Source organism: Streptomyces sp. CB02261 (assembly GCF_001905665.1).
Classification (GTDB): domain Bacteria; phylum Actinomycetota; class Actinomycetes; order Streptomycetales; family Streptomycetaceae; genus Streptomyces.
This window is the reverse complement of sequence record NZ_LIVX01000003.1, coordinates 643,508-665,638: the sequence shown is the minus strand read 5'-3', so window position 1 is coordinate 665,638 and position 22,131 is coordinate 643,508. Positions and strand designations below refer to the sequence as shown.

Genomic DNA, 22,131 nt, shown 5'->3' with positions numbered 1-22,131 from the left:
GGGGACGGAGGAGGCCGTCCGCCTACACCCTCAGGACCGACAGCTCCACGGGAGACGGCGGTACGCGCGCGGGTGGCTCCCGTCCCGGTGACGCGGCCCGCCCGTCGGGGTCCGGCTGCCGGGCCCCGCACGGCGTCCGGTCGGCGGCGAGCGCGGGCAGCAGCTCCGCGAAGGCGTGCGCGCGCGGCGGTACGACGGGGGCCGCGGCCCCTTCGCCGGCGGGGTGACCGGGATCGCAGCCGGGTACGGCGGCGCCCACCAGGACCGGGCCCCTCGCGGGCGCGGCCTCGGCCGCGGCTCCGCACACCAGGAGGCCGAGCACCAGTCCCACGAGCGCGACGAACGCCGCCGGCGCGCGGGTGGTGCGGAACATGCGAAACCTCTCCGGTCCGGTCGACGTGCCCGAAATAGTACGCACCTCGGGCGGCCGCCCCGGGACCCGGCCGCCCCGGGACCCGGCCGCCCGAGAACCCGGCCGCCCCCGGACCCGGCCGCCGCGCGCCGGCCCGGGAGCCCGCCGTCTCCGGTTCCGGCGGGGCGGCTCGTAAATCGGTTCGCCGCTTCTCGGCCGCAGGTGCGATCCTGGATTCCGTATGTCTACTTCCTTCGCCGCCCTCCAGTCCGTCCTGGCCGAGGTCTCGCTGCGGGACTCCCACCGGCTCGGCCGCCGTCTCGAAGGCGCCCGCCGCATCCGCAAGCCCGAGGCCCGCGCGGCCGTCCTGGACGAGATCGCCGTCGAGGCGGCCAAGGCCAAGGAGCGCGTCGACGGGCGCGCCTCCCGCGTGCCCGCGGTCACGTATCCCGAACAGCTGCCCGTCTCGCAGAAGAAGGACGAGATCCTGGAGGCGATACGCGACCACCAGGTCGTGATCGTCGCCGGTGAGACGGGCTCCGGCAAGACCACCCAGATCCCCAAGATCTGCCTGGAGCTCGGCCGGGGCGTCCGCGGCATGATCGGCCACACCCAGCCCCGCCGGATCGCGGCCCGTACGGTCGCCGAGCGGGTGGCCGAGGAGCTGCGGACCCCGCTGGGCGAGGCCGTCGGCTGGAAGGTCCGCTTCACCGACCAGGTGAACCCCGACGCGACCTTCGTGAAGCTGATGACGGACGGCATCCTGCTCGCCGAGATCCAGACGGACCGCGAGCTGCGCGCGTACGACACGATCATCATCGACGAGGCGCACGAGCGGTCCCTCAACATCGACTTCCTGCTCGGCTATCTGGCCCAGCTCCTGCCGAAGCGCCCCGACCTGAAGGTCGTGATCACCTCCGCGACGATCGACCCGGAGCGCTTCTCCCGGCACTTCGGGGACGCCCCCATCGTCGAGGTGAGCGGACGCACCTACCCCGTCGAGGTCCGCTACCGGCCCCTCCTGGAGGAGGACGGCGAGGAGTCGGACCGGGACCAGATCACCGCGATCTGCGAAGCCGTCGACGAGCTCCAGTCCGAGGGGCCCGGCGATGTGCTCGTCTTCCTCTCCGGTGAGCGGGAGATCCGCGACACCGCGGACGCGCTCCTCAAGCGGAACCTCCGCAACACCGAGGTCCTCCCCCTCTACGCCCGCCTGAGCCACGCCGAGCAGCACCGGGTCTTCCAGGCGCACACGGGCCGCCGGATCGTCCTCGCCACGAACGTCGCCGAGACCTCCCTGACCGTCCCCGGCATCAAGTACGTGATCGATCCGGGCACCGCCCGCATCTCCCGCTACTCGCACCGGACCAAGGTGCAGCGGCTGCCGATCGAGCCCGTCAGCCAGGCCAGCGCCAACCAGCGCAAGGGCCGCTGCGGCCGTACGTCCGACGGCATCTGCATCCGGCTGTACTCGGAGGACGACTTCCTCTCGCGGCCGGAGTTCACGGACGCGGAGATCCTGCGGACGAACCTGGCCTCCGTCATCCTCCAGATGACCGCGGCCGGCCTCGGCGAGATCGAGAAGTTCCCCTTCATCGACCCCCCGGACCACCGCAACATCCGGGACGGCGTGCAGCTCCTCCAGGAGCTCGGCGCGATCGACCCGACGGAGAAGGACCCGAAGAAGCGGCTGACGCAGCAGGGGCGGAAGCTCTCCCAGCTCCCCGTCGACCCGCGGCTCGCCCGGATGGTCCTGGAGGCCGACAGGAACGGCTGTGTCCGCGAGGTCATGGTCATCGCGGCCGCGCTCTCCATCCAGGACCCGCGCGAGCGGCCCGCGGAGAAGCAGGCGCAGGCCGACCAGCAGCACGCCCGGTTCAAGGACGAGACGAGCGACTTCCTCGCCTATCTGAACCTCTGGCGGTACGTGCGCGAGCAGCAGAAGGAGCGCGGTTCCAGCTCCTTCCGGCGGATGTGCAAGCAGGAGTACCTGAACTTCCTCCGGATCCGCGAGTGGCAGGACATCTACGCCCAGCTGCGGACGGTCGCCAAGCAGATGGGCATCCACCTCAACGAGGAGGACGCGCCGGAGCAGTCCGTGCACGTCTCCCTGCTCGCCGGTCTGCTCAGCCACATCGGCATGAAGGACGTCAAGGACGGCGCGAAGAACGACTACCTGGGCGCCCGCAGCGCCAAGTTCGCGATCTTCCCCGGCTCGGCGCTCTTCAAGAAGCCCCCGCGCTTCGTCATGTCCGCCGAGCTGGTGGAGACCTCACGGCTCTGGGCCCGGGTCAACGCGCGCGTGGAGCCCGAGTGGATCGAGCCGCTCGCCCAGCACCTGGTGAAGAAGACGTACAGCGAGCCGCACTGGGAGAAGGACCAGGCGGCCGTGATGGCCTTCGAGAAGGTGACGCTGTACGGCGTGCCGATCGTCGCCGACCGCAAGGTGAACTACGGGCGCATCGACCCGGAGGTCTCCCGCGACCTGTTCATCAGGAACGCGCTGGTCGAGGGCGACTGGCGCACCCACCACAAGTTCTTCGCGGACAACCGCAGGCTCCTCACCGAGGTCGAGGAGCTGGAGCACCGGGCCCGCCGCCGGGACATCCTCGTCGACGACGAGACGCTCTTCGACTTCTACGACAAGCGCGTCCCCGAACACGTCGTGTCGGGCGCCCACTTCGACTCCTGGTGGAAGCACAAGCGCCACGAGGAGCCGGAGTTCCTCGACTTCGAGCGCGAGATGCTCATCAACGAGAAGGCCGGGGCGGTCACCAAGGACGACTACCCGGACTCCTGGCGGCAGGGGTCGCTGAAGTTCCGGGTGACGTACCAGTTCGAGCCGGGCGCGGACGCCGACGGCGTGACCGTGCACGTCCCGCTCCAGGTCCTCAACCAGGTCACGGACGAGGGCTTCGAGTGGCAGATCCCGGGCCTGCGCGCGGAGGTCGTCACCGAGCTGATCCGCTCCCTGCCGAAGCCGATCCGCCGCCACTACGTCCCCGCGCCGAACTTCGCGGGCCGCTTCCTCGACGCGGTCGTGCCCGTGCAGGAGCCGCTGACGGGGGCGCTCGCCCGCGAGCTCCAGCGGATGGTCGGAGTGCCGGTCACGGCCGAGGACTTCGACTGGGCGAAGGTCCCCGAGCACCTCAAGGTGACGTTCCGGATCGTCGACGAGCGGCGGCGCAAGCTCGCCGAGGACAAGGACCTGGAGACGCTGCGGCTGCGGCTGCGCCCCAAGGCCCGTCAGGCCCTCTCCCAGGCCGCCGCGGCGGCCACCAGGGGTCCGGACGGCTCGGGGCCGTCCCTGGAGCGCACGGGGCTCACGGACTGGACCATCGGGACGCTCACGAAGGTCTTCGAGACGAAGCGGGGCGGGCAGCCGGTCAAGGCGTTCCCGGCGCTCGTGGACGAGGGCGCGACCGTCGCCGTACGGCTCTTCGACACGGAGGCCGAGCAGGAGCGGGCGATGTGGCGGGGCACTCGGAAGCTGATCATGCTGAACATCCCGGTGAACCCGGCGAAGTTCGCCTCCGACAAGCTGACCAACCAGCAGAAGCTGGCCCTGTCCTCGAACCCGCACGGCTCGATCCAGGCCCTCTTCGACGACTGCGCCACGGCCGCCGCCGACAAGCTGATGACGGACCACGGCGGGCCGGCATGGGACGAGGAGTCCTTCCGGAAGCTGTACGACAAGGTCCGCGCGGACCTCGTCGACACGACCGTACGGACCGTGGGCCAGGTCCAGCAGATCCTGGCGGCCTGGCAGGCCTGCGAGCGCCGGCTGAAGTCGACGAACAGCCTGGCGCTGATCAGCAACCTGACCGATGTGCGCACGCAGCTCGCCTGGCTGATGCCGGCCGGGTTCGTCACCCGTACGGGGCTCAAGCGGCTCCCGGACCTGATGCGCTATCTGGTGGCGGTGGACCGGCGGCTCCAGCAGATGCCGACCGGGGTGCAGCGGGACACCACCCGGATGGAGAAGGTCCAGGAGATGCAGGACGAGTACGCCTGGCTCCTCGAACAGCTCCCGAAGGGCCGCCCGGTGCCGTCCGAGGTGACCGACATCCGCTGGATGATCGAGGAGCTGCGGGTGAGCTACTTCGCGCACGCGCTGGGCACGGCGTACCCCGTCTCGGACAAGCGGATCGTGAAGGCGATCGACGCCGCGGCCCCCTGACGGACCCGCTCGGACGGGCCCGGACGGTCCGACCGGCGGTGAGTTCGACCCGACCGCTGACCTGCTGTACAGTCTTCCTCGCAGCCACTTCCCAGAGGCTGCGAGCAAGGTCCTGTGGAGCAGTTGGTTAGCTCGCCACCCTGTCAAGGTGGAGGTCGCGGGTTCAAGTCCCGTCAGGATCGCTTTCACGAAAGGCCCGCATCACGCGATGCGGGCCTTTCGTTGTGTTCCCGTGTCTTGACGCGGCCACGCGTCCGCCGGTACCCCGGACTTCAGGGAATCGGGGGCCCACATCGGAGGTGGTCGCGCATGGCCGCGGCGTCCGCAGCACGGCATGACACACGAGCACTGCTGCGCGCCCATCTGGCGGCCGCGTCGCGCTACGGGCACCTCACGCGCCACTGCGTGGTCTGCCACCGCCTCCTGAGGCTCGCCATGGAGTTACCGGAGCCCGAGGCGCCCGAGGAGCCGGCAGGGCCGGAGAGGCCCGAGGAGCGCGAGGGGCCCGAGGCGCCGGCCGTGACCGCGGAGGACGAAAGTCCTACCCACCCATGACCATTGGCGGGTTGGCCGCCTTCCCGGAAGTGGGAGGCTGTTTCTTGGCAAGACCTCACCGGTGTGACGGGAGTCACTGAAGCAGTTTCAGAAACCGTTTCACTTACACCCTCCCTACACCGGCCCAATTTAATATGTGCAATTGCACCGCTCGCCAAGGAGTGGCGTCGGGCACAAAAGAAGATCGCGCCGGACCCGGCGGAGTCCAGCGCGACCGTTGACGAAGGCCTGTTGGGGCAGGAATCCGTCGGCAGAGCTAAGGGTGGGCGACCGGATTGGGGGATCCGGACAGGCCCGGTGTTACGGGGTACTGCGGGGTGTCAGCGCGACCTCAGGCCTCGCTGCGCTGCTGCGGAATACCCGCCAGCAGCGCGCGAACCTCGGCCTCGCGGTAGCGGCGGTGTCCACCCAGCGTGCGGATGGACGTGAGCTTCCCGGCCTTCGCCCAACGGGTCACCGTCTTCGGGTCCACGCGGAACATCGTGGCAACCTCGGCAGGGGTCAGCAGCGGCTCGGCATCAGGGGTGCGAGCGGTCATGAGCGGCCTCCTCGGGAGAACCGAACCTTCTCGGTTCTTTCCTCTAAATTCTGCACCTTGACCCGCGTTGCCCGAAATGGCAGAAGCGGGCCGAGTCGGTTATAGGACGAACGGCTTGTCCTCGGCACTACAACTACACCATCCGTCCAGCCACGTCGGCCAAACCGATGGAATTGCCCTCGCAGGTGTTCATCAGCGGCGGAAGTCGATGGACCATGCCATAACGGACAGTCACGCGTCTGTGACGATCAGTCACAGAGCGATCAGGAGTCCTCAGACCCCCCATAGAGTGCAATGTCGAGCGATCCGCCCATAGATGGACGGAAGGAACCCTCCCCGGACTCCTTGTCCTATTTTGGCACGAGGGTGGGCGATGGGCGCAAGGGTGCATTACGTGCTGTCCGTCACGCTTGAGCCAAAGGCCCGGATCGGGACCAAGGACCCCGCTCGACGGGTGCCGAAAGACCCGCACCCCCGAGCGCCGAGATTCGGGCGGCGGGATCCGGACATCCCTGAAGATCATTTACACCGGCCGGACATGTCTTGTCGATACCGACCTGACGAAGATGCCCGACTGATGTCAGTTCGCGAAGCGGAGGTCCCCGACGGCACGCCAGCGCTCCGCCAGCCGCCCGTACGCGGCACCCGCCGCCTCGCCGTCGCCGGCCCGCAGCGCCGCGATGCCCTCCGCCATCTGCGCCGCCGACCGGTCCTCCGCCAGCCACTCCTCCGTGACCGCGTGCACCAGGCCGCCGAAGTCCAGCTCCACGAGCGCCCGCGGATGGAACTCCTCCAGCCAGCGCCCCACCTCGACGAGACCCTCCGTCATGGGCCCTTCGTCGATCGACTCCCGCAGCGCCCGCAGCGCCCGCGCGAGCCGCCGGCGCGCCTGCGCCATCGTCGTCCGGTAGCGCAGCACCGGCGCCCGGCCCGCCTCGGCGCCCGCGGGCTCCCCCGGCTCGTACTGGCGGTCCTCGTCCCCGAAGAGCGCGAACCAGCGCAGCGGCACCTGCCAGATCGCCGTCCGGATCCACGGCCGCGCGTCCGGGTTCCCGCTCAGCCACCGCTCGTAGTCGCTCGTCACCTGGGCGCGCACCACCGGCGGCACCATCGCGTCCAGCACCGGATCGGGGAACTGACCCGGCAGCTCCTGGAGCGCCAGCCACCCCCGGAGCCGGGTCCGCCACGGGCAGATCACCACCACGCCGTCCAGATGGGCGACGAAGGCCTCCCCGCTCTCGTGCACCGGCACCGGGACCGGCGGCGTCGACAGCAGGTCCGCCAGCGACCGCCGCAGCTCCTCCTGCGCGCCAGGGGTCCGCGGGCGGCGCGCGTACCGGGCCCAGTGGGTCCGCTCCGGCTCGGGGAACGCGGCCAGCGGCTCGTACACCCGCAGATAGGACGCGTAGGGGACGAGGACCGAGGAGGCGACCGACATGTCGCGAATCCTTCCACGGCGGTACTCCAGGAGGGGGTGATCCTGAGCACTGCGGCCGATCTACGCACAGGTAGGACTTACTCTCTTGCCGAACTGGTCCTCCCCCACCCGCAGGGAGGGCCGAAACCGCCGCTTCGTACTTGGGAGTCACCACCGTGACCGATGTGACCGGCGTTCCTGCTGACGTACTGCGCACTCTGTTCCACTCGGAGCAGGGTGGCCACGAGCAAGTCGTGCTCTGCCAGGACCGCGCCACCGGCCTCAAGGCCGTCATCGCCCTCCACTCCACCGCCCTGGGCCCCGCCCTCGGCGGCACCCGCTTCTACCCGTACGCCACGGAGGCCGAGGCGATCGCCGACGCGCTCAACCTGGCCCGCGGGATGTCGTACAAGAACGCCATGGCCGGACTCGACCACGGCGGCGGCAAGGCCGTCATCATCGGCGACCCGGAGAAGATCAAGACCGAGGAGCTCCTCCTCGCCTACGGGCGCTTCGTCGCCTCCCTCGGCGGCAGGTACGTCACGGCCTGCGACGTCGGCACCTACGTCGCCGACATGGACGTCGTCGCCCGCGAGAACACCTGGACGACCGGCCGCTCCCCCGAGAACGGCGGCGCCGGCGACTCCTCCGTCCTCACCGCCTTCGGCGTCTTCCAGGGCATGCGCGCCTCCGCGCAGACCCTCTGGGGCGACCCCGCCCTGCGCGGCCGCAAGGTCGGCGTCGCGGGCGTCGGCAAGGTCGGCCACTACCTCGTCGAGCACCTCCTGAAGGACGGCGCCGAGGTCGTGATCACCGATGTGCGCGAGGAGTCGGTGCGCCGGATCACCGAGAAGTACCCGCAGGTGACCGTGGTCGCCGACACCGACGCGCTGATCCGCGTCGAGGGCCTCGACATCTACGCGCCCTGCGCGCTGGGCGGCGCCCTCAGCGAGGAGACCGTCCCGTTCCTCACCGCGAGCATCGTCTGCGGCGCGGCCAACAACCAGCTCGCCCACCCGGGCATCGAGAAGGACCTGGTGGAGCGCGGCATCCTCTACGCGCCCGACTACGTGGTGAACGCCGGCGGCGTGATCCAGGTCGCCGACGAGCTGCACGGCTTCGACTTCGACCGCTGCAAGGCGAAGGCGACGAAGATCTTCGACACCACCCTCGAAATCTTCGCACGTGCGAAGGCCGATGGAATTCCGCCGGCCGCGGCGTCCGACCGGATCGCCGAACAGCGGATGGCGGACGCGCGGCGCGCCTGAGCCGCACGGGAGGCCGGCCCGCCGCCCGGCGGGGCGTGGAGAGCCTGTGCGGAGCCCGTGCGGCACCCGCGGAGAGACTTCGCTCACGCCCCTCGGCGGGTCGGCCCCCCAGAAGAGGTTAAAATCGCGATTGACCAGCGAGGAAAGGGCGCCTCGATGGTTCTGTACCGGGGTATGTGATGCGCGCGGCGTACCGTAGACCCGCGGAAACAGGTACCGTTGAAGCTCTACGGACCGGTCTCTCTGTCGAGAGTCCGTTCCGACTCATGAACGCGTGTCAAGACTCTGGGGCCACCGAGCCCCGTCACCGAGGGGGTCGAGCCATGGGGCGCGGCCGGGCAAAGGCCAAGCAGACCAAGGTCGCCCGCCAGCTGAAGTACAGCAGCGGCGGGACGGACCTGACGCGTCTGGCCAATGAGCTGGGCGCTTCGACTTCGAGTCAGCCGCCGAATGGCGAGCCGTTCGAGGACGACGACGAGGAAGACGACCCGTACGCCCAGTACGCGGATCTCTACAACACGGACGACGAGGACGAGGACGACGAGTCCGGTCCCGCGTCGTCCCCGCGTCGCGCTTGACCTTCTGAATCGCATCACAGAAACCCGGTCCGGGATCACCCGGCCGGGTTTCTGTGCTGTCCGCTCGCGGACCGGGCTCGCGGCGGAGACGCGGAACGGGGCGCCCCCTCAGGAGCGCCCCGCCACGTGCTGTCCCCGCCGGTCCTACCGGGCGTAGTCCCCGACCAGCTCCGCGCCGGTCGTGTGGTCCCCGCGCTCGGTGATCTCGCCCGCGACCCAGGCCTCGACGCCCCGGTCCGCGAGCGTCGTCAGGGCCACGTCCACGGAGTCGCCCGGCACGACGGCCATCATGCCGACGCCCATGTTCAGGGTCTTCTCCAGCTCCAGGCGCTCCACCTGACCGGCCTTGCCGACCAGGTCGAAGATCGCGCCCGGCGCCCAGGTCGAGCGGTCGACCGTGGCGTGCAGACCGTCCGGGATGACACGGGCCAGGTTGGCCGCGAGACCGCCGCCCGTGATGTGGCTGAAGGCGTGGACGTCGGTGGTCCGGGTGAGGGCCAGACAGTCCAGCGAGTAGATCTTCGTGGGCTCCAGGAGCTCCTCGCCCAGGGTCCGGCCGAGCTCCTCGACCTGCTGGTCGAGGGTCATGCCGGCGCGGTCGAAGACCACGTGCCGGACGAGCGAGTACCCGTTCGAGTGAAGACCGGAGGACGCCATGGCGATGACCGCGTCCCCCGTACGGATACGGTCGGCGCCGAGCAGCCGGTCGTACTCCACGACACCCGTGCCCGCGCCGGCGACGTCGAAGTCGTCCGGGCCGAGGAGGCCCGGGTGCTCCGCCGTCTCGCCGCCGACCAGGGCGCAGCCGGCCAGGACGCAGCCCTCGGCGATGCCCTTGACGATGGCGGCGACCCGCTCCGGGTGGACCTTGCCGACGCAGATGTAGTCGGTCATGAAGAGCGGCTCGGCGCCGCAGACCACGATGTCGTCCATGACCATCGCGACCAGGTCGTGGCCGATCGTGTCGTACACGCCCATCTGGCGGGCGATGTCGACCTTCGTGCCGACGCCGTCGGTGGCGGAGGCGAGGAGCGGACGCTCGTAGCGCTTGAGGGCGGAGGCGTCGAAGAGGCCGGCGAAACCGCCGAGGCCGCCGAGGACCTCGGGGCGCTGCGTCTTCTTCACCCACTCCTTCATGAGTTCGACGGCGCGGTCGCCCGCTTCGATGTCGACGCCCGCGCTCGCGTAGCTGGCACCGGTGGTCTGAGACATGGGTTCAGAGCTTTCGTGTCGTCGTACTGCTCGCCGTACTGCGGGTCGCAGCGGGTTCTTACGGGCGACGGAGGGCGTCGGCGGCCGCGGTGGCGGCCGGTCCCGCTGCCAGTTCGGTCTCCAGGAGCTGCTTGCCGAGCAGCTCCGGGTCGGGGAGCTCCATCGGGTACTCGCCGTCGAAGCAGGCACGGCAGAGGTTCGGCTTCTGGATCGTCGTCGCCTCGATCATCCCGTCGATGGAGATGTACGAGAGCGAGTCCGCGCCGAGCGACTTGCCGATCTCCTCGATCGACATGCCGTTGGCGATCAGCTCCGCGCGGGTGGCGAAGTCGATGCCGAAGAAGCAGGGCCACTTCACCGGCGGCGAGGAGATCCGGATGTGGATCTCGGCCGCGCCGGCCTCGCGGAGCATCTTGACGAGGGCTCGCTGGGTGTTGCCGCGGACGATCGAGTCGTCGACGACCACCAGGCGCTTGCCCTTGATGACGTCCTTGAGCGGGTTCAGCTTCAGCCGGATGCCGAGCTGGCGGATGGTCTGGGAGGGCTGGATGAAGGTGCGCCCGACGTAGGCGTTCTTCACCAGGCCCGCGCCGAAGGGGATGCCCGAGGCCTCGGCGTAGCCGATGGCGGCCGGGGTGCCGGACTCCGGCGTCGCTATGACCAGGTCGGCCTCGACGGGCGCCTCCTTCGCGAGGCGGCGGCCCATCTCCACGCGGGAGAGGTACACGTTCCGGCCGGCGATGTCGGTGTCCGGGCGGGCCAGGTACACGTACTCGAAGACACAGCCCTTGGGCTTCGCTTCCGCGAATCGCGAGGTACGGATGCCGTTCTCGTCGATCGCGATCAGCTCGCCCGGCTCGACCTCGCGGACGTAGCTGGCGCCGCAGATGTCGAGGGCGGCGGACTCCGACGCGACCACCCAGCCACGCTCGAGACGGCCGAGGACCAGCGGGCGGATGCCCTGCGGGTCGCGGGCCGCGTAGAGCGTGTGCTCGTCCATGAAGACGAGGGAGAAGGCGCCCCGGACGTCGGGGAGGATCTTCGCGGCGGCCTGCTCGATGGTGAGCGGCTCGCCGTCCTCGTCGACCTGGGCCGCGAGGAGCGCGGTGAGCAGGTCGGTGTCGTTGGTCGCGGCCACCCGGGTCGAGCGGCCTTCCTTCTTGGGCAGGTCGGCGACCATCTCGGCGAGCTGCGCCGTGTTCACCAGGTTGCCGTTGTGGCCGAGCGCGATCGAGCCGTGGGCGGTTGCCCGGAACGTCGGCTGCGCGTTCTCCCACACGGACGCCCCGGTGGTCGAGTAGCGGGCGTGACCGACCGCGATATGACCTTGGAGGGAACCGAGAGAGGTCTCGTCGAAGACCTGGGACACGAGGCCCATGTCCTTGAAGACGAGGATCTGGGAGCCGTTGCTGACCGCGATTCCCGCGGATTCCTGGCCCCGATGCTGGAGGGCATAGAGCCCGAAGTACGTGAGCTTTGCGACCTCTTCACCCGGAGCCCAGACACCGAAGACGCCACAAGCGTCCTGGGGGCCCTTCTCACCGGGAAGCAGGTCGTGATTGAGTCGACCGTCACCACGTGGCACGTTTCCGAGTGTAGACGCGCTCGACCACTGGTCCGAATTGGCGAAATCCGCGGCATCGCCACTCGTGCGAACATCCGAATTGATCATCTCCTGCTTGGAGAGGCCTACGAACCAGGCGGGGTAAGGGATCCGACCCCCGGGCCACCGGGCGAGCGGACGCTCGTACCAGCCCCCCGGGGCCCCCGCGATGTGACGGAGTTCGCAATCCCGGGTCGTTTTCGAGCCCGGGAAACACTGCCGCAACGCCCGCGCCACACGCGTCCCGGGGTACGAGACGGCCGTTGACAGGTACGCGGCCGCTGGACGAAGCTCCAGCCCCATGCAGCCCCTGCGTGACCGCTCGGTCACCCTCGTCCAGCGCCGACACGTGGACCTCGTCCGTGTCGCCAGCGCCGTGTGTCGCTGCGTCTGACCGCCTCCGCGGCCCTCTCGCCTCTTCCTTCCTTTTCTCCTTACTCCTCTTTCTCCTTTTCTCCTCCGTGCCTCCGTCTGGAGACCCCGCATGCCCACACCCCTGTCCCGCCGTGCCCTCGGCGGTGCCGCCGCCGGAGCCGCTGCAGCCGCCGCCCTCGGCGCCGCCGCCGCCCCCGCCCAGGCCCGGCCCGCCCCGCCGGAGGAGCGCGACTTCCGCGCCGCGAGCCCGCGCCGCCACTCCCGGCGGCCCAACATCCTCTTCGTCCTCGGTGACGACCTCGGCTGGGCCGACCTCTCCTCGTACGGCTCGCCGCACATCCGGACCCCGAACCTCGACCGGCTCGCCCGCCAGGGCGTCCGCTTCACCGACGCCTACTCCGGCTCCGCGACCTGCTCCCCGACCCGCTTCAGCCTCTACACCGGCCGCTACCCCGGCCGGACGAAGGGCGGGCTCGCCGAACCCATCGCCGACCGCTCCGCCGGCCTCGAACCCACCCACCCGACACTCGCCTCGCTGCTCCGCGACTCCGGGTACGCCACCGCCCTGATCGGGAAGTGGCACTGCGGCTACCTCCCCGACTACTCCCCCACCCGGTCCGGCTGGGACGAGTTCTTCGGCAACTTCGGCGGAGCCCTGGAGTACTACTCGAAGCTCGGCCTCGGCGGCGAGTACGACCTCTACGAGGGCGACGCCGAGTACAAGGACCTGCGCTACTACACGCGGATCCTCACCGAGCGGGCGAGCGAGTACATCGGCCGCGACCACGACCGGCCCTGGCTGCTCAACCTGAACTTCACCACCCCGCACTGGCCGTGGGTCGCCGACGGCGACAAGGAGACCAGCGACGAGATCACCCGCCGCATCAAGGCGGGCGACGGGCGCGCGCTCTGGCACCAGGACGGCGGCTCGATCGAGAAGTACGGGCAGATGGTCGAGGACCTCGACCGTTCGCTCGGCACGGTCCTGGACGCCCTGCGCCGCTCCGGCCAGGAGCGCGACACCCTCGTCTTCTTCGCCAGCGACAACGGCGGCGAACGCTTCTCCTACAACTGGCCGCTCTCCGGCAACAAGGGCTCCCTCCAGGAGGGCGGCATCCGCGTCCCGTCGATCCTGCGCTGGCCGGCCCGGATCGACGGCGGCCAGGTCAGCCGCCTCCCGGTCTTCACCCCCGACTGGACCGCCACCCTGCTCGAACTGGCCGGGGCCCGCCCCCACCCCGCCTACCCGCTCGACGGCACGAGCCTCGCCGGGCACCTGCTGCGCGGCGACGACGTCCCCGAGCGGGACCTGTTCTGGCGGGTGCGGGGCGAGCGTGCCCTGCGCCGGGGCGACTGGAAGTACTACCGGGGCAAGACGGGCCGCGACCAGCTCTTCCACCTCGGCCGCGACGTCCGCGAGCAGGCGGACCTGGCCGCCGCCGAACCCGGGCTCACCGCGTCGCTGCGGACGGCCTGGGAACGGATCGACGCGGGGCTCCTGCGCTACTGAGCGCCGGCCGCGACCGCGGTGAGGCCCTCGCCGGAGGCATCGGTGAGGGTCAGGGTCCGGTGGTCCAGGCGGTAGGTGAGCTGCCCGTCGAGGAGCTCGTACAGCTTCGTCTCCAGCGTCATCTGCGGGCCCGTGCACATCATGCGGGTGGTCGTCGCCGGGCCGTCGACGGTGAGCGTCCGGGCCTTCTCGTCGATGCGGGAGCTCGCGGCGAAGTTGTTGCACCCGAGGTTTCCGGAGACCCGCCCGTCCGCGCCGATGACGATCCGCGCCTTGCCCCCGCTGCCGGCGGGCAGCGAGGCCGCGGTCTTCCCGGAGACGAGGCCGTCGACCTTCCAGGTGGTGCCGCGCAGGGGGGCGGCCGGCTCGGCGGTCAGCTCGAGACCGCCCCGCCCGTCGGGCGAGTCGAGGGTGAGGCTGTCCCCGTCGATCTTCCCCTTCAGCCGGCCGGAGAAGGCCTTGAGCAGCTCTTGCTCGAAGCGCTGACGGTCGGCGGGACAGCCGATCTCGGTGACTTCCTGCGGGGAGACGGTGAGGGTGTCGCCGTTCACGGCGACGGTGGCCCCGAAGGTGTTGCAGCCGCTGTTCCCCCGGGCCCGGCCGCTCTCCACGAAGGCGACGCGGGCGCCGTCGGGGGCGTCGGACCTGACGCCGTCGACCGTGACGGCGTCCACGGTCCAGTGCGTGCCGGCGACCGGCAGGTCCGGGGAGACGGTGTCCGCTCCGGAGCCGCCGCCGCCTTCCGTACCGCAGGCGGTGAGCAGGAGGACGGGAACCAGGGCGAGGAGTACGCGTGGCTTCGGCATGCAGGTCTGACGGAGAACCCCGCCGTCCGGTTCCGGCGCACCCCCGAAGGCCTGGAGGACCGGGAGGGCCGGCAGGGCCGGGGACCTGGCTAGCCCATCAACGGCAGGAGCCCCTTCAGGTCCGCGCGTTCGCCGCTCGCGCGGACCCGGGCGCCGTCGAGCTCCGTCGCCCACTCGGCCCGCCCGGTCGCCAGCCTGATCCACGTCAGCGGGTCCGTCTCGACGACGTTCGGCGGGGTGCCCCGGGTGTGCCGGGGGCCCTCCACGCACTGCACCACGGCGTACGGCGGGATCCGCACCTCCACCGCGCCGCCGGGAGCCCTCGACGCGAGCGCGTCGGCGAGCAGCCGGGTGCAGGCGGCGAGGGCCTGCCGGTCGTACGGGATGTCCGCGCCGGTCGCCGCGTTCAGGTCGTCGGTGTGGACGACCAGCTCCACGGTCCGGGTCACGAGGAAGTCGGCCAGGGTCATCGCGCCGAAGCTCACCGGCAGGAGCCGCTCGTCGGCGGCGCCCGCCACCGCCCGCCCGTAGTCGTCCGCCACGCGCGCGTACAGCGCCGGCAGGTCGGAGGCGTCGATGCCCCGGGTGTGCGTGTCGATCCGCTCGGCCGCGTCGGCGGTCACGAACGGCCAGTCGAGCAGGGCGAGCCGGTCCTGCCCCCGCTCCGGCGCGGCCAGGAGCTGCGGCACGGAGTCGACCATCCACGCGAGGTGCGCCGCCAGGTCCCGTACCCGCCACTCCCCTAGCCGGGTCGGCCCGTCCAGCTGCCCGGGCGTGAGCGCCCCGACCGCCTCCCGCACGTGCCCGAACTGGGCGAGCACGGCGGCCCGGATCTTGGCGGAGTCGTAGCTGCGGGTGCGCTTCTTGGCCGGTGGCATGGGGGCGAGGGTAGTCGGAGACTGGAGAGGGAGGGCCGCCCGCACACCCACACGTACGAGAGGGGTCGATCGGCCATGGCTGAGCACCCTGACGCCGCCCTGGTCCGCCGGGGCTTCGAGGCATGGACCAGTGGGGACATGGAGACCGTCGGCACGCTGCTGACGGCGGACTGTACGCACCACTCGCCCGGCGAGAGCCAGATCTCCGGCCACTTCAAGGGCCGGGACAACGTCCTCGACATGTACCGGAAGATGTTCGAGCTCACCGGCGGCAAGATGCGGATCGAGCTGGACTGCGTCTCCGTGGACGGCCGCGGCCACGCCGTGGCGGCCAACAAGTTCTTCGCGGAGCGAGGTGACCGGGGCATCGAGATGAAGGGCGCGCTCGTGTTCACCATCGTCGGCGGGAAGATCACCGACATCGACGAGTGCGTCGAGGACATCGAGCAGTCCGACGCCTTCTGGGGCATGGCGGAGTAGGCGGCGGAACACACGCGAACGGCCCCCGCCCGAAGGCGGGGGCCGCTCCACGTACGGAACCTCAGGCGAGCAGAGCCGGGATCGTCGCCTCGTGCGCCTCGCGCAGCTCCGTGAGGGAGAGCGTGAACTCGCCCTGCACGTCGACCGCGTCACCGTCGACGACACCGATCCGGGCCGCCGGCAGACCCCGCGCACCGCACATGTCGGTGAAGCGGAGTTCCTCGCTGCGCGGGACGGCGACGACCGCACGGCCGGCCGACTCGCTGAAGAGGAACGTGAAGGCGTCCAGGTTCTCCGGGACGACCAGGCGCGCGCCGTTCCCGCCGCGCAGGCAGGACTCGACGACCGCCTGGACGAGACCGCCGTCGGACAGGTCGTGGGCCGCGTCGATCATGCCGTCGCGCGAGGCCGAGATCAGGATCTCGCCGAGCAGCTTCTCCCGGTCGAGGTCCACGGCCGGCGGCAGACCGCCGAGGTGCTGGTGGATCACCTCGGACCAGGCCGAGCCGCCGAACTCCTCACGCGTGTCGCCCAGCAGGTAGAGGAGCTGGCCCTCTTCCGCGAAGGCGATCGGCGTACGGCGGTTCACGTCGTCGATCACACCGAGCACGGCCACGACCGGCGTCGGGTGGATGGCGACCTCACCGGTCTGGTTGTACAGCGACACGTTGCCGCCGGTGACCGGGGTGCCCAGCTGGAGGCAGCCGTCCGCGAGACCACGGGTGGCCTCGGCGAACTGCCACATCACGGCCGGGTCCTCGGGCGAACCGAAGTTCAGGCAGTCCGAGATGGCCAGCGGCTTGGCACCGGAGGCGGCGACGTTGCGGTACGCCTCCGCGAGGGCGAGCTGCGCACCCGTGTACGGGTCGAGCTTCGCGTACCGGCCGTTGCCGTCGGTCGCCATGGCCACGCCGAGGTTGGTCTCCTCGTCGATCCGGACCATGCCCGCGTCCTCGGGCTGCGCCAGGACCGTGTTGCCCTGCACGAACCGGTCGTACTGGTCCGTGATCCAGGACTTCGAGGCCTGGTTCGGCGACGAGACCAGCTTCAGGACCTGGTCCTTCAGCTCGGCGCCGTTCTGCGGCCGGGGCAGCTTGCCGGCGTCGTCGGCCTGGAGCGCGTCCTGCCAGTCCGGGCGGGCGTACGGCCGGTTGTAGGTGGGGCCCTCGTGGGCGACGGAGCGCGGCGGCACGTCGACGATCTGCTCGCCGTGCCAGAAGATCTCCAGGCGCTCGCCCTCGGTCACCTCACCGATGACGGTGGCGATGACGTCCCACTTCTCGCAGATCTCCAGGAACCGCTCGACGTGCACGGGCTCGACGATCGCGCACATGCGCTCCTGCGACTCGCTCATGAGGATCTCCTCGGGCGAGAGGGTCGCGTCGCGCAGGTGGACCCGGTCGAGCTCGACGCGCATGCCGCCGGAGCCGGCGGAGGCCAGCTCGGACGTGGCGCAGGAGAGCCCGGCGCCGCCGAGGTCCTGGATGCCCGCGACCAGCTTCTCCTTGAAGATCTCCAGGGTGCACTCGATGAGGAGCTTCTCCTGGAACGGGTCGCCGACCTGGACGGCGGGGCGCTTGGTGGGCTTGGTGTCGTCGAAGGTCTCGGACGCGAGGACCGAGACGCCGCCGATGCCGTCGCCGCCCGTGCGGGCGCCGTAGAGGATGACCTTGTTGCCGGGGCCGGAGGCCTTGGCGAGGTGGATGTCCTCGTGCTTCATCACGCCGATGCAGCCGGCGTTGACCAGGGGATTGCCCTGGTAGCAGGAGTCGAAGACGACCTCTCCGCCGATGTTCGGCAGGCCCAGGCAGTTGCCGTAGCCGCCGATGCCGGCGACGACACCGGGCAGCACGCGCTTGGTGTCGGGGTGGTCGGCCGCGCCGAAGCGCAACGGGTCGACGACCGCGACCGGGCGGGCACCCATGGCGAGGATGTCGCGGACGATGCCGCCGACGCCGGTGGCCGCGCCCTGGTAGGGCTCGATGTACGAGGGGTGGTTGTGCGACTCGACCTTGAAGGTGACCGCGTACCCCTGGCCGACGTCGACGACGCCGGCGTTCTCGCCGATGCCGACGAGCATGGCGTCGTTCTCGGGGGTCTTCTCACCGAACTGCTTCAGGTGGACCTTGCTGCTCTTGTAGGAGCAGTGCTCGGACCACATGACGGAGTACATGGCGAGCTCGGCGCCGGTGGGACGGCGGCCGAGGATCTCGCGGATGCGCGCGTACTCGTCCTCCTTGAGGCCGAGCTCCTTCCAGGGCTGCTCGCTGTCCGGCGTCTCGCTCGCGTGCTTGACGGTGTCGAGGCTCATCAGGCGTTGACCAGCTTCTTGAGGATCGAGGTGAAGAAACCGAGGCCGTCCGTCTTGCCGGTGCCGACCAGCGGCTCGACGGCGTGCTCGGGGTGCGGCATGAGGCCGACCACGTTGCCCGCGGCGTTGGTGATGCCCGCGATGTCACGCAGCGAGCCGTTGGGGTTCACGTCCAGGTAGCGGAAGGCCACCCGCCCCTCGGCCTCCAGCTCGTCGAGGACGCGCTCGTCGGCGACGTACCGGCCGTCCATGTTCTTGAGCGGGACCTCGATCTCCTGGCCCTCGGTGTAGTCCGAGGTCCAGGCGGTCTCCGCGTTCTCCACCCGCAGCTTCTGGTCGCGGCAGATGAAGTGGAGGTGGTTGTTGCGCAGCATCGCGCCCGGCAGCAGATGGGCCTCGGTGAGGATCTGGAAGCCGTTGCAGATACCGAGGACGGGCATGCCCGCCTTCGCCTGCTCGATGATCGTCTCCATCACCGGCGAGAAGCGGGAGATGGCTCCGGCCCGCAGGTAGTCGCCGTAGGAGAAGCCGCCGGCCAGGACCACGGCGTCGACCTGCTTGAGGTCCTTGTCGCGGTGCCACAGCGAGACGGGCTCGGCGCCCGCGAGGCGGGCGGCACGCAGCGCGTCCTGGTCGTCGAGCGTTCCGGGGAAGGTGACGACGCCGATGCGTGCGGTCACGATTCCACCTTCACGATGAAGTCTTCGATCACGGTGTTGGCAAGGAAGGTTTCGGCCATCTCATGGATGCGGGCGAGGGCGGCCTCGTCGACCGGTCCCTCCACCTCCAACTCGAAGCGCTTCCCCTGGCGGACGTCGGCGATTCCGGCGAATCCCAGGCGGGGCAGTGCACGCTGCACCGCCTGCCCCTGAGGGTCGAGGATCTCCGGCTTGAGCATGACGTCGACTACGACGCGTGCCACTGGCACTCCCGGTGGTGTGTTGCGTGGGCGGTTCCCTCAGCGTACCTGCCTCCAAATTCTACGCGGGTAGAGATCTGAAGGATCCTACAAATGCCAGGCCACGGAGCCGCTCCACCCGCACACACCGCGCACGCCCCCGCCCGAGCACACCCGCGCAAAATTCGAGTGAAATATTGCGGACCTCATTGCGCCGGGACACGCTGAAACAATTGCCAGGGCTTCACAATGCGACACCTGCCGCTGTACAAAGGAATCCAGAAGAAAGCAGTATTGTCCCGGAACAGCCGCATGGCCGACATCACCGCACGTCAGAGGCGTCACAAGCGCCACCTGCGCGGCGTCGGCCGCAGGAAAGGACCGATATCCGTGGCTCAGCGTGTGGTGGTCACTCTCTCCGACGACATGGACGGCGGAGAAGCGGCTGAAACGGTCGCGTTCGGTCTTGACGGGAAGATGTACGAGATCGACCTGAATGCTGCCAATGCAAAGAAACTCCGCAAGGCCCTCGCCCCGTACCTCGCCGCCGGACGCAAGCTGCCGGCCAAGGCGGCGGGCGGCCGGGCCGCGTCGGCGGAGACGTACACCCACACCTCCCTCGCCCCCGATCCGGCGGCGGTCCGGGCCTGGGCGCAGTCCAACAAGATGGAGGTGCCCGCTCGCGGCCGGATCCCGAAGCGGGTCTACGAGGCCTTCCGCGAGGCGAGCTGAGCCGGGCCGCCCAGCGGGCCGCGCCGGTACGACGAGGCGGACGCGGCCGTGGCCGCGCGGCGCGGCCGGGCCGGACGACGCGGGCCGGGGGAACCGATTTGCATTGCACCCCCCATGATCCGCTAGAGTCTGGAACACGCCGAGGGGCGAGGCCGCAAAGCCCCACCTCACGCAGCGTGCGGGTGTAGTTCAGTAGTAGAACATCCCCCTTCCAGGGGGAAGGCGCAGTGTGCAATTCCTGTCACCCGCTCTGCATCGCTCGACCGAAGCACTCCGGTGCATCAGGTAGAGTGGTGCTCGCACCGCCCGGTGAAAGCCGAGCGGCAGCAATGCGGACGTGGCTCAGTTGGTAGAGCATCACCTTGCCAAGGTGAGGGTCGCGAGTTCGAATCTCGTCGTCCGCTCAGGAAGTCGAAGGCCCCGGTTCTCACGAACCGGGGCCTTCGCCGTGTCCGACGCCGGCCTCATCGCCCGTGTGGGCCTCCCCGCCCATGACATGTGTCAGAAGCCGCGATGACACAGCGCACTGCCGGACGGCCCCTCCCGCCGGAAGCCTGGACGCATGACCAACGCGATCGAAGCGGAAGGCCTGCGCCGCGGCTACGCCGGCGGCTTCGAGGCCGTGCGCGGCATCTCCTTCACCGTCCCCCGGGGCGAGATCTTCGCCCTCCTCGGCACCAACGGCGCCGGCAAGACCTCCACCGTCGAGCTCCTGGAGGGCCTCGCCGCCCCGAGCGCCGGAACCGCCCGCGTCCTCGGCCACGACCCGTACCGCGAGCGGGCCGCCGTCCGCCCCCGCATCGGGGTGATGCTCCAGGAGGGCGGCTTCCCCAGCGACCTGACGGTGGCCGAGACCGTACGGATGTGGGCGGGGTGCACCAGCAACGCCCGGCCCATCGCGGAGGCCCTCGCCGCCACCGGGCTCACCGGCCGCGAGAAGGTCCGGGTCAAGCAGCTGTCCGGCGGCGAACGGCGCCGGCTCGACCTCGCGCTCGCCCTCCTCGGCCGCCCCGAGGTCCTCTTCCTCGACGAACCCACCACGGGCCTCGACGCCGAGGGTCGCCGCGACACCTGGGACCTCGTCCGGGCACTCCGCGACGGCGGCACCACCGTCCTCCTCACCACCCACTACCTGGAGGAGGCCGAGACCCTCGCCGACCGGCTCGCGATCATGCACGCCGGCCGGATCGTCCTCTCCGGCACCCCCGCCGAGGTCACCGCCGCCCGCCCCGCCCGCATCCGCTTCACCCTCCCCGACGGCGTCCCGGCCGGGCGCCTCCCGCTCCACCTGCGGGCCGCCGAGGACGGCGGGCGGGTGGAGATCCGTACCGCCTCCCTCCAGGACGACCTCACCGCGCTCCTCGGCTGGGCCCGGGACCACGACGTACGGCTCGACGGGCTCGACGCCCGGTCCGCCTCCCTCGAAGAGGCCTTCCTCGACATCGCGTCCCGGGCCACGGAGCCGACGCGGACCCACACGCCGGAACCGGAGGCCGTCCGATGAGCTCGCTCACCCACTTCCCCGCCCGTACGCGGCTCACGGCGCTCGGACGCGCCGAACTGACCCTGCTCGTCCGCAACCGCACGGCGCTCTTCGTCGCCGTCTTCGTCCCCGTCCTCATGGTGGGCGGCATCCGCGGCTCCCTCCAGAACGCCGACCTCGGCAAGGCGGGCACGACCGTCGCGGAGGCCGCCGTGATCGGCGGCATCGGCATGGCCCTCCTCATGGTCGTGCACGCCAACCTCGTCTCCGCGTTCGTCGCCCGGCGCGAGGCGCTCGTCCTCAAGCGGCTGCGGACCGGAGAGGTCACCGACATCGAGATCCTCACCGGGATCGCCCTGCCGGCCGCCGTGCTCGCCCTCGCGCAGTGCGGCCTCATGACCGCCGGCGGCATCGCCGTCCTCGGCGTGTCCGCACCCGCCCGGCCCGTCCTGCTCCTCGCCGGCACCGTCCTCGGCGTCGTCCTGCTCACCGCCGTCGCGGCCGCCACCTCGGCCGTCACCCGCACCGTCGAAAGCGCCCAGCTCACGACGCTGCCCCTGCTCCTGGTCTCGATCGTCGGCTCCGGACTCTTCGTCCCCCTCTCCCTCCTCCCCGACCGGATCGCCTCGCTGTGCGAGCTGCTCCCGCTGACCGGCGTGATGACCCTCGTACGGGCCGGCTGGACCGGCGGCGTGGAGCCGCGGGAGCTGGTGGGCGCCGCCCTGACCACGGTGGCCTGGATCGTGCTCTCGGTGTTTGCTGTCCAGCGGTGGTTCCGCTGGGAGCCCCGACGGTGAGAGCCGGTGCGGAGTGGGGGCCGCGGTGCGGAGTGCAGCCGGTACGGAGTGACGGCCGGTACAGAGTGAGAGCCGGTACGGAGTGAGAGCCGGTACGGAGTGAGAGCCGGTGCGAAGTGACAGCCGGTACGGAGTGAGAGCGTGCGCCGAGAGACCTG

Annotated in this window: 20 protein-coding genes and 3 tRNA genes; 13 read left to right on the top strand and 10 right to left on the bottom strand. The window is 70.5% G+C overall.

The annotated features are described in order from the left end of the window. Nucleotides 1–22: 22 nt before the first annotated feature. A complete protein-coding gene (locus AMK29_RS13190) occupies nt 23–373 on the bottom strand; it encodes a hypothetical protein (RefSeq protein WP_073812052.1) in 351 nt (116 codons plus the stop codon). 220 nt (nt 374–593) lie between these two features. On the opposite strand from AMK29_RS13190, the gene hrpA reads away from it, so the two are divergent. The 3 genes from hrpA (at nt 594) to AMK29_RS37905 (ending at nt 5,087) form a co-directional block, all read left to right on the top strand. Then, entirely contained in the window at nt 594–4,532 is a 3,939-nt protein-coding gene (gene hrpA, locus AMK29_RS13185) for an ATP-dependent RNA helicase HrpA (protein ID WP_073812050.1), read from the top strand. Between the two features lie 108 nt (nt 4,533–4,640). Further along, nucleotides 4,641–4,714 (top strand) — tRNA-Asp (locus AMK29_RS13180). A 127-nt stretch (nt 4,715–4,841) separates the two neighbouring features. Next, nucleotides 4,842–5,087 carry a DUF6274 family protein gene (locus AMK29_RS37905; RefSeq protein ID WP_073812048.1) on the top strand — a complete coding sequence of 82 codons (246 nt, stop codon included), beginning with the start codon at nt 4,842–4,844 and terminating at the stop codon, nt 5,085–5,087. A gap of 331 nt (nt 5,088–5,418) precedes the next feature. Here the strand turns inward: AMK29_RS37905 and bldC are convergent, their stop codons facing one another. Both bldC and AMK29_RS13165 read right to left on the bottom strand, forming a co-directional pair. Then, nucleotides 5,419–5,625 carry a developmental transcriptional regulator BldC gene (gene bldC, locus AMK29_RS13170; RefSeq protein WP_003949541.1) on the bottom strand — a complete coding sequence of 69 codons (207 nt, stop codon included), beginning with the start codon at nt 5,623–5,625 and terminating at the stop codon, nt 5,419–5,421. A 580-nt stretch (nt 5,626–6,205) separates the two neighbouring features. Further along, nucleotides 6,206–7,063 (bottom strand): hypothetical protein, encoded by an 858-nt coding sequence (locus tag AMK29_RS13165; RefSeq protein WP_073812045.1) that lies wholly within the window; start codon nt 7,061–7,063, stop codon nt 6,206–6,208. 155 nt (nt 7,064–7,218) lie between these two features. Here AMK29_RS13165 and AMK29_RS13160 point away from each other — a divergent pair, with 155 nt between their 5' ends. Together AMK29_RS13160 and AMK29_RS13155 are read left to right on the top strand one after the other, a co-directional pair. Beyond that, nucleotides 7,219–8,310 (top strand): Leu/Phe/Val dehydrogenase, encoded by a 1,092-nt coding sequence (locus tag AMK29_RS13160; protein WP_073812222.1) that lies wholly within the window; start codon nt 7,219–7,221, stop codon nt 8,308–8,310. 323 nt (nt 8,311–8,633) lie between these two features. After that, nucleotides 8,634–8,888: a DUF3073 domain-containing protein gene (locus AMK29_RS13155; protein WP_030221379.1), complete on the top strand. Its 255-nt coding sequence runs from the start codon at nt 8,634–8,636 to the stop codon at nt 8,886–8,888. Nucleotides 8,889–9,032: 144 nt separating this feature from the next. On the opposite strand, the gene purM is transcribed toward AMK29_RS13155, so the two are convergent. Together purM and purF are read right to left on the bottom strand one after the other, a co-directional pair. Continuing rightward, entirely contained in the window at nt 9,033–10,100 is a 1,068-nt protein-coding gene (gene purM, locus AMK29_RS13150; RefSeq protein WP_073812043.1) for a phosphoribosylformylglycinamidine cyclo-ligase, read from the bottom strand. A 58-nt stretch (nt 10,101–10,158) separates the two neighbouring features. Next, the gene (gene purF / locus AMK29_RS13145) at nt 10,159–11,685 is read right to left on the bottom strand and encodes an amidophosphoribosyltransferase (RefSeq protein ID WP_073812041.1); all 1,527 of its coding nucleotides are present in this window, start codon (nt 11,683–11,685) and stop codon (nt 10,159–10,161) included. Nucleotides 11,686–12,004: 319 nt separating this feature from the next. On the opposite strand from purF, the gene AMK29_RS37900 reads away from it, so the two are divergent. Further along, nucleotides 12,005–12,097: a putative leader peptide gene (locus AMK29_RS37900; protein ID WP_382619180.1), complete on the top strand. Its 93-nt coding sequence runs from the start codon at nt 12,005–12,007 to the stop codon at nt 12,095–12,097. A gap of 90 nt (nt 12,098–12,187) precedes the next feature. Beyond that, nucleotides 12,188–13,588 (top strand): sulfatase-like hydrolase/transferase, encoded by a 1,401-nt coding sequence (locus AMK29_RS13140; protein WP_073812038.1) that lies wholly within the window; start codon nt 12,188–12,190, stop codon nt 13,586–13,588. Here AMK29_RS13140 and AMK29_RS13135 read toward each other — a convergent pair. Together AMK29_RS13135 and AMK29_RS13130 are read right to left on the bottom strand one after the other, a co-directional pair. Then, the gene (locus AMK29_RS13135; protein ID WP_073812036.1) at nt 13,582–14,394 is read right to left on the bottom strand and encodes an META domain-containing protein; all 813 of its coding nucleotides are present in this window, start codon (nt 14,392–14,394) and stop codon (nt 13,582–13,584) included. The genes AMK29_RS13140 and AMK29_RS13135 overlap by 7 nt on opposite strands. Nucleotides 14,395–14,483: 89 nt before the next feature. Beyond that, nucleotides 14,484–15,272: a maleylpyruvate isomerase family mycothiol-dependent enzyme gene (locus AMK29_RS13130; RefSeq protein ID WP_073812033.1), complete on the bottom strand. Its 789-nt coding sequence runs from the start codon at nt 15,270–15,272 to the stop codon at nt 14,484–14,486. A 75-nt stretch (nt 15,273–15,347) separates the two neighbouring features. On the opposite strand from AMK29_RS13130, the gene AMK29_RS13125 reads away from it, so the two are divergent. After that, nucleotides 15,348–15,752 carry a nuclear transport factor 2 family protein gene (locus AMK29_RS13125; RefSeq protein ID WP_073812031.1) on the top strand — a complete coding sequence of 135 codons (405 nt, stop codon included), beginning with the start codon at nt 15,348–15,350 and terminating at the stop codon, nt 15,750–15,752. A 61-nt stretch (nt 15,753–15,813) separates the two neighbouring features. On the opposite strand, the gene purL is transcribed toward AMK29_RS13125, so the two are convergent. From purL to purS, 3 genes are read right to left on the bottom strand one after another with little or no spacing between them, the layout of a single operon-like run. Then, on the bottom strand, nt 15,814–18,063 hold the full coding sequence (gene purL / locus AMK29_RS13120; RefSeq protein ID WP_073812028.1) for a phosphoribosylformylglycinamidine synthase subunit PurL: 2,250 nt from the start codon (nt 18,061–18,063) through the stop codon (nt 15,814–15,816). Beyond that, nucleotides 18,063–18,743 (bottom strand): phosphoribosylformylglycinamidine synthase subunit PurQ, encoded by a 681-nt coding sequence (gene purQ / locus AMK29_RS13115; RefSeq protein ID WP_030318250.1) that lies wholly within the window; start codon nt 18,741–18,743, stop codon nt 18,063–18,065. The genes purL and purQ overlap by 1 nt, the downstream gene beginning before the upstream one ends. Continuing rightward, the gene (purS, locus tag AMK29_RS13110) at nt 18,740–18,985 is read right to left on the bottom strand and encodes a phosphoribosylformylglycinamidine synthase subunit PurS (protein WP_030221400.1); all 246 of its coding nucleotides are present in this window, start codon (nt 18,983–18,985) and stop codon (nt 18,740–18,742) included. The genes purQ and purS overlap by 4 nt, the downstream gene beginning before the upstream one ends. A 366-nt stretch (nt 18,986–19,351) precedes the next feature. Between purS and AMK29_RS13105 the strand changes: the two genes are divergently transcribed. The 5 genes from AMK29_RS13105 (at nt 19,352) to AMK29_RS13085 (ending at nt 21,973) form a co-directional block, all read left to right on the top strand. Further along, the gene (locus AMK29_RS13105; protein ID WP_073812026.1) at nt 19,352–19,693 is read left to right on the top strand and encodes a histone-like nucleoid-structuring protein Lsr2; all 342 of its coding nucleotides are present in this window, start codon (nt 19,352–19,354) and stop codon (nt 19,691–19,693) included. 178 nt (nt 19,694–19,871) lie between these two features. Next, nucleotides 19,872–19,943 (top strand) — tRNA-Gly (locus tag AMK29_RS13100). Between the two features lie 81 nt (nt 19,944–20,024). Continuing rightward, a tRNA-Gly gene (locus AMK29_RS13095) sits at nt 20,025–20,097 on the top strand. Between the two features lie 158 nt (nt 20,098–20,255). Beyond that, nucleotides 20,256–21,197, top strand: coding sequence for an ABC transporter ATP-binding protein (locus tag AMK29_RS13090; RefSeq protein WP_073812023.1), 942 nt, complete (start codon nt 20,256–20,258; stop codon nt 21,195–21,197). Beyond that, a complete protein-coding gene (locus AMK29_RS13085) occupies nt 21,194–21,973 on the top strand; it encodes an ABC transporter permease (protein WP_073812020.1) in 780 nt (259 codons plus the stop codon). The genes AMK29_RS13090 and AMK29_RS13085 overlap by 4 nt, the downstream gene beginning before the upstream one ends. Nucleotides 21,974–22,131 lie beyond the last annotated feature (158 nt).

What these genes read in the sequence shown, in the direction of transcription:
- AMK29_RS13125 (WP_073812031.1), top strand. Translation starts at nt 15,348, where the DNA reads ATGGCTGAGCACCCTGACGCCGCCCTGGTCCGCCGGGGCTTCGAGGCA.
- AMK29_RS13165 (WP_073812045.1), bottom strand. Translation starts at nt 7,063, where the DNA reads ATGTCGGTCGCCTCCTCGGTCCTCGTCCCCTACGCGTCCTATCTGCGG.
- AMK29_RS13090 (WP_073812023.1), top strand. Translation starts at nt 20,256, where the DNA reads ATGACCAACGCGATCGAAGCGGAAGGCCTGCGCCGCGGCTACGCCGGC.
- AMK29_RS13155 (WP_030221379.1), top strand. Translation starts at nt 8,634, where the DNA reads ATGGGGCGCGGCCGGGCAAAGGCCAAGCAGACCAAGGTCGCCCGCCAG.
- AMK29_RS13135 (WP_073812036.1), bottom strand. Translation starts at nt 14,394, where the DNA reads ATGCCGAAGCCACGCGTACTCCTCGCCCTGGTTCCCGTCCTCCTGCTC.
- purM (WP_073812043.1), bottom strand. Translation starts at nt 10,100, where the DNA reads ATGTCTCAGACCACCGGTGCCAGCTACGCGAGCGCGGGCGTCGACATC.
- hrpA (WP_073812050.1), top strand. Translation starts at nt 594, where the DNA reads ATGTCTACTTCCTTCGCCGCCCTCCAGTCCGTCCTGGCCGAGGTCTCG.
- AMK29_RS13130 (WP_073812033.1), bottom strand. Translation starts at nt 15,272, where the DNA reads ATGCCACCGGCCAAGAAGCGCACCCGCAGCTACGACTCCGCCAAGATC.
- AMK29_RS13085 (WP_073812020.1), top strand. Translation starts at nt 21,194, where the DNA reads ATGAGCTCGCTCACCCACTTCCCCGCCCGTACGCGGCTCACGGCGCTC.
- AMK29_RS13190 (WP_073812052.1), bottom strand. Translation starts at nt 373, where the DNA reads ATGTTCCGCACCACCCGCGCGCCGGCGGCGTTCGTCGCGCTCGTGGGA.
- bldC (WP_003949541.1), bottom strand. Translation starts at nt 5,625, where the DNA reads ATGACCGCTCGCACCCCTGATGCCGAGCCGCTGCTGACCCCTGCCGAG.
- purL (WP_073812028.1), bottom strand. Translation starts at nt 18,063, where the DNA reads ATGAGCCTCGACACCGTCAAGCACGCGAGCGAGACGCCGGACAGCGAG.
- AMK29_RS37900 (WP_382619180.1), top strand. Translation starts at nt 12,005, where the DNA reads ATGCAGCCCCTGCGTGACCGCTCGGTCACCCTCGTCCAGCGCCGACAC.
- AMK29_RS13140 (WP_073812038.1), top strand. Translation starts at nt 12,188, where the DNA reads ATGCCCACACCCCTGTCCCGCCGTGCCCTCGGCGGTGCCGCCGCCGGA.
- AMK29_RS37905 (WP_073812048.1), top strand. Translation starts at nt 4,842, where the DNA reads ATGGCCGCGGCGTCCGCAGCACGGCATGACACACGAGCACTGCTGCGC.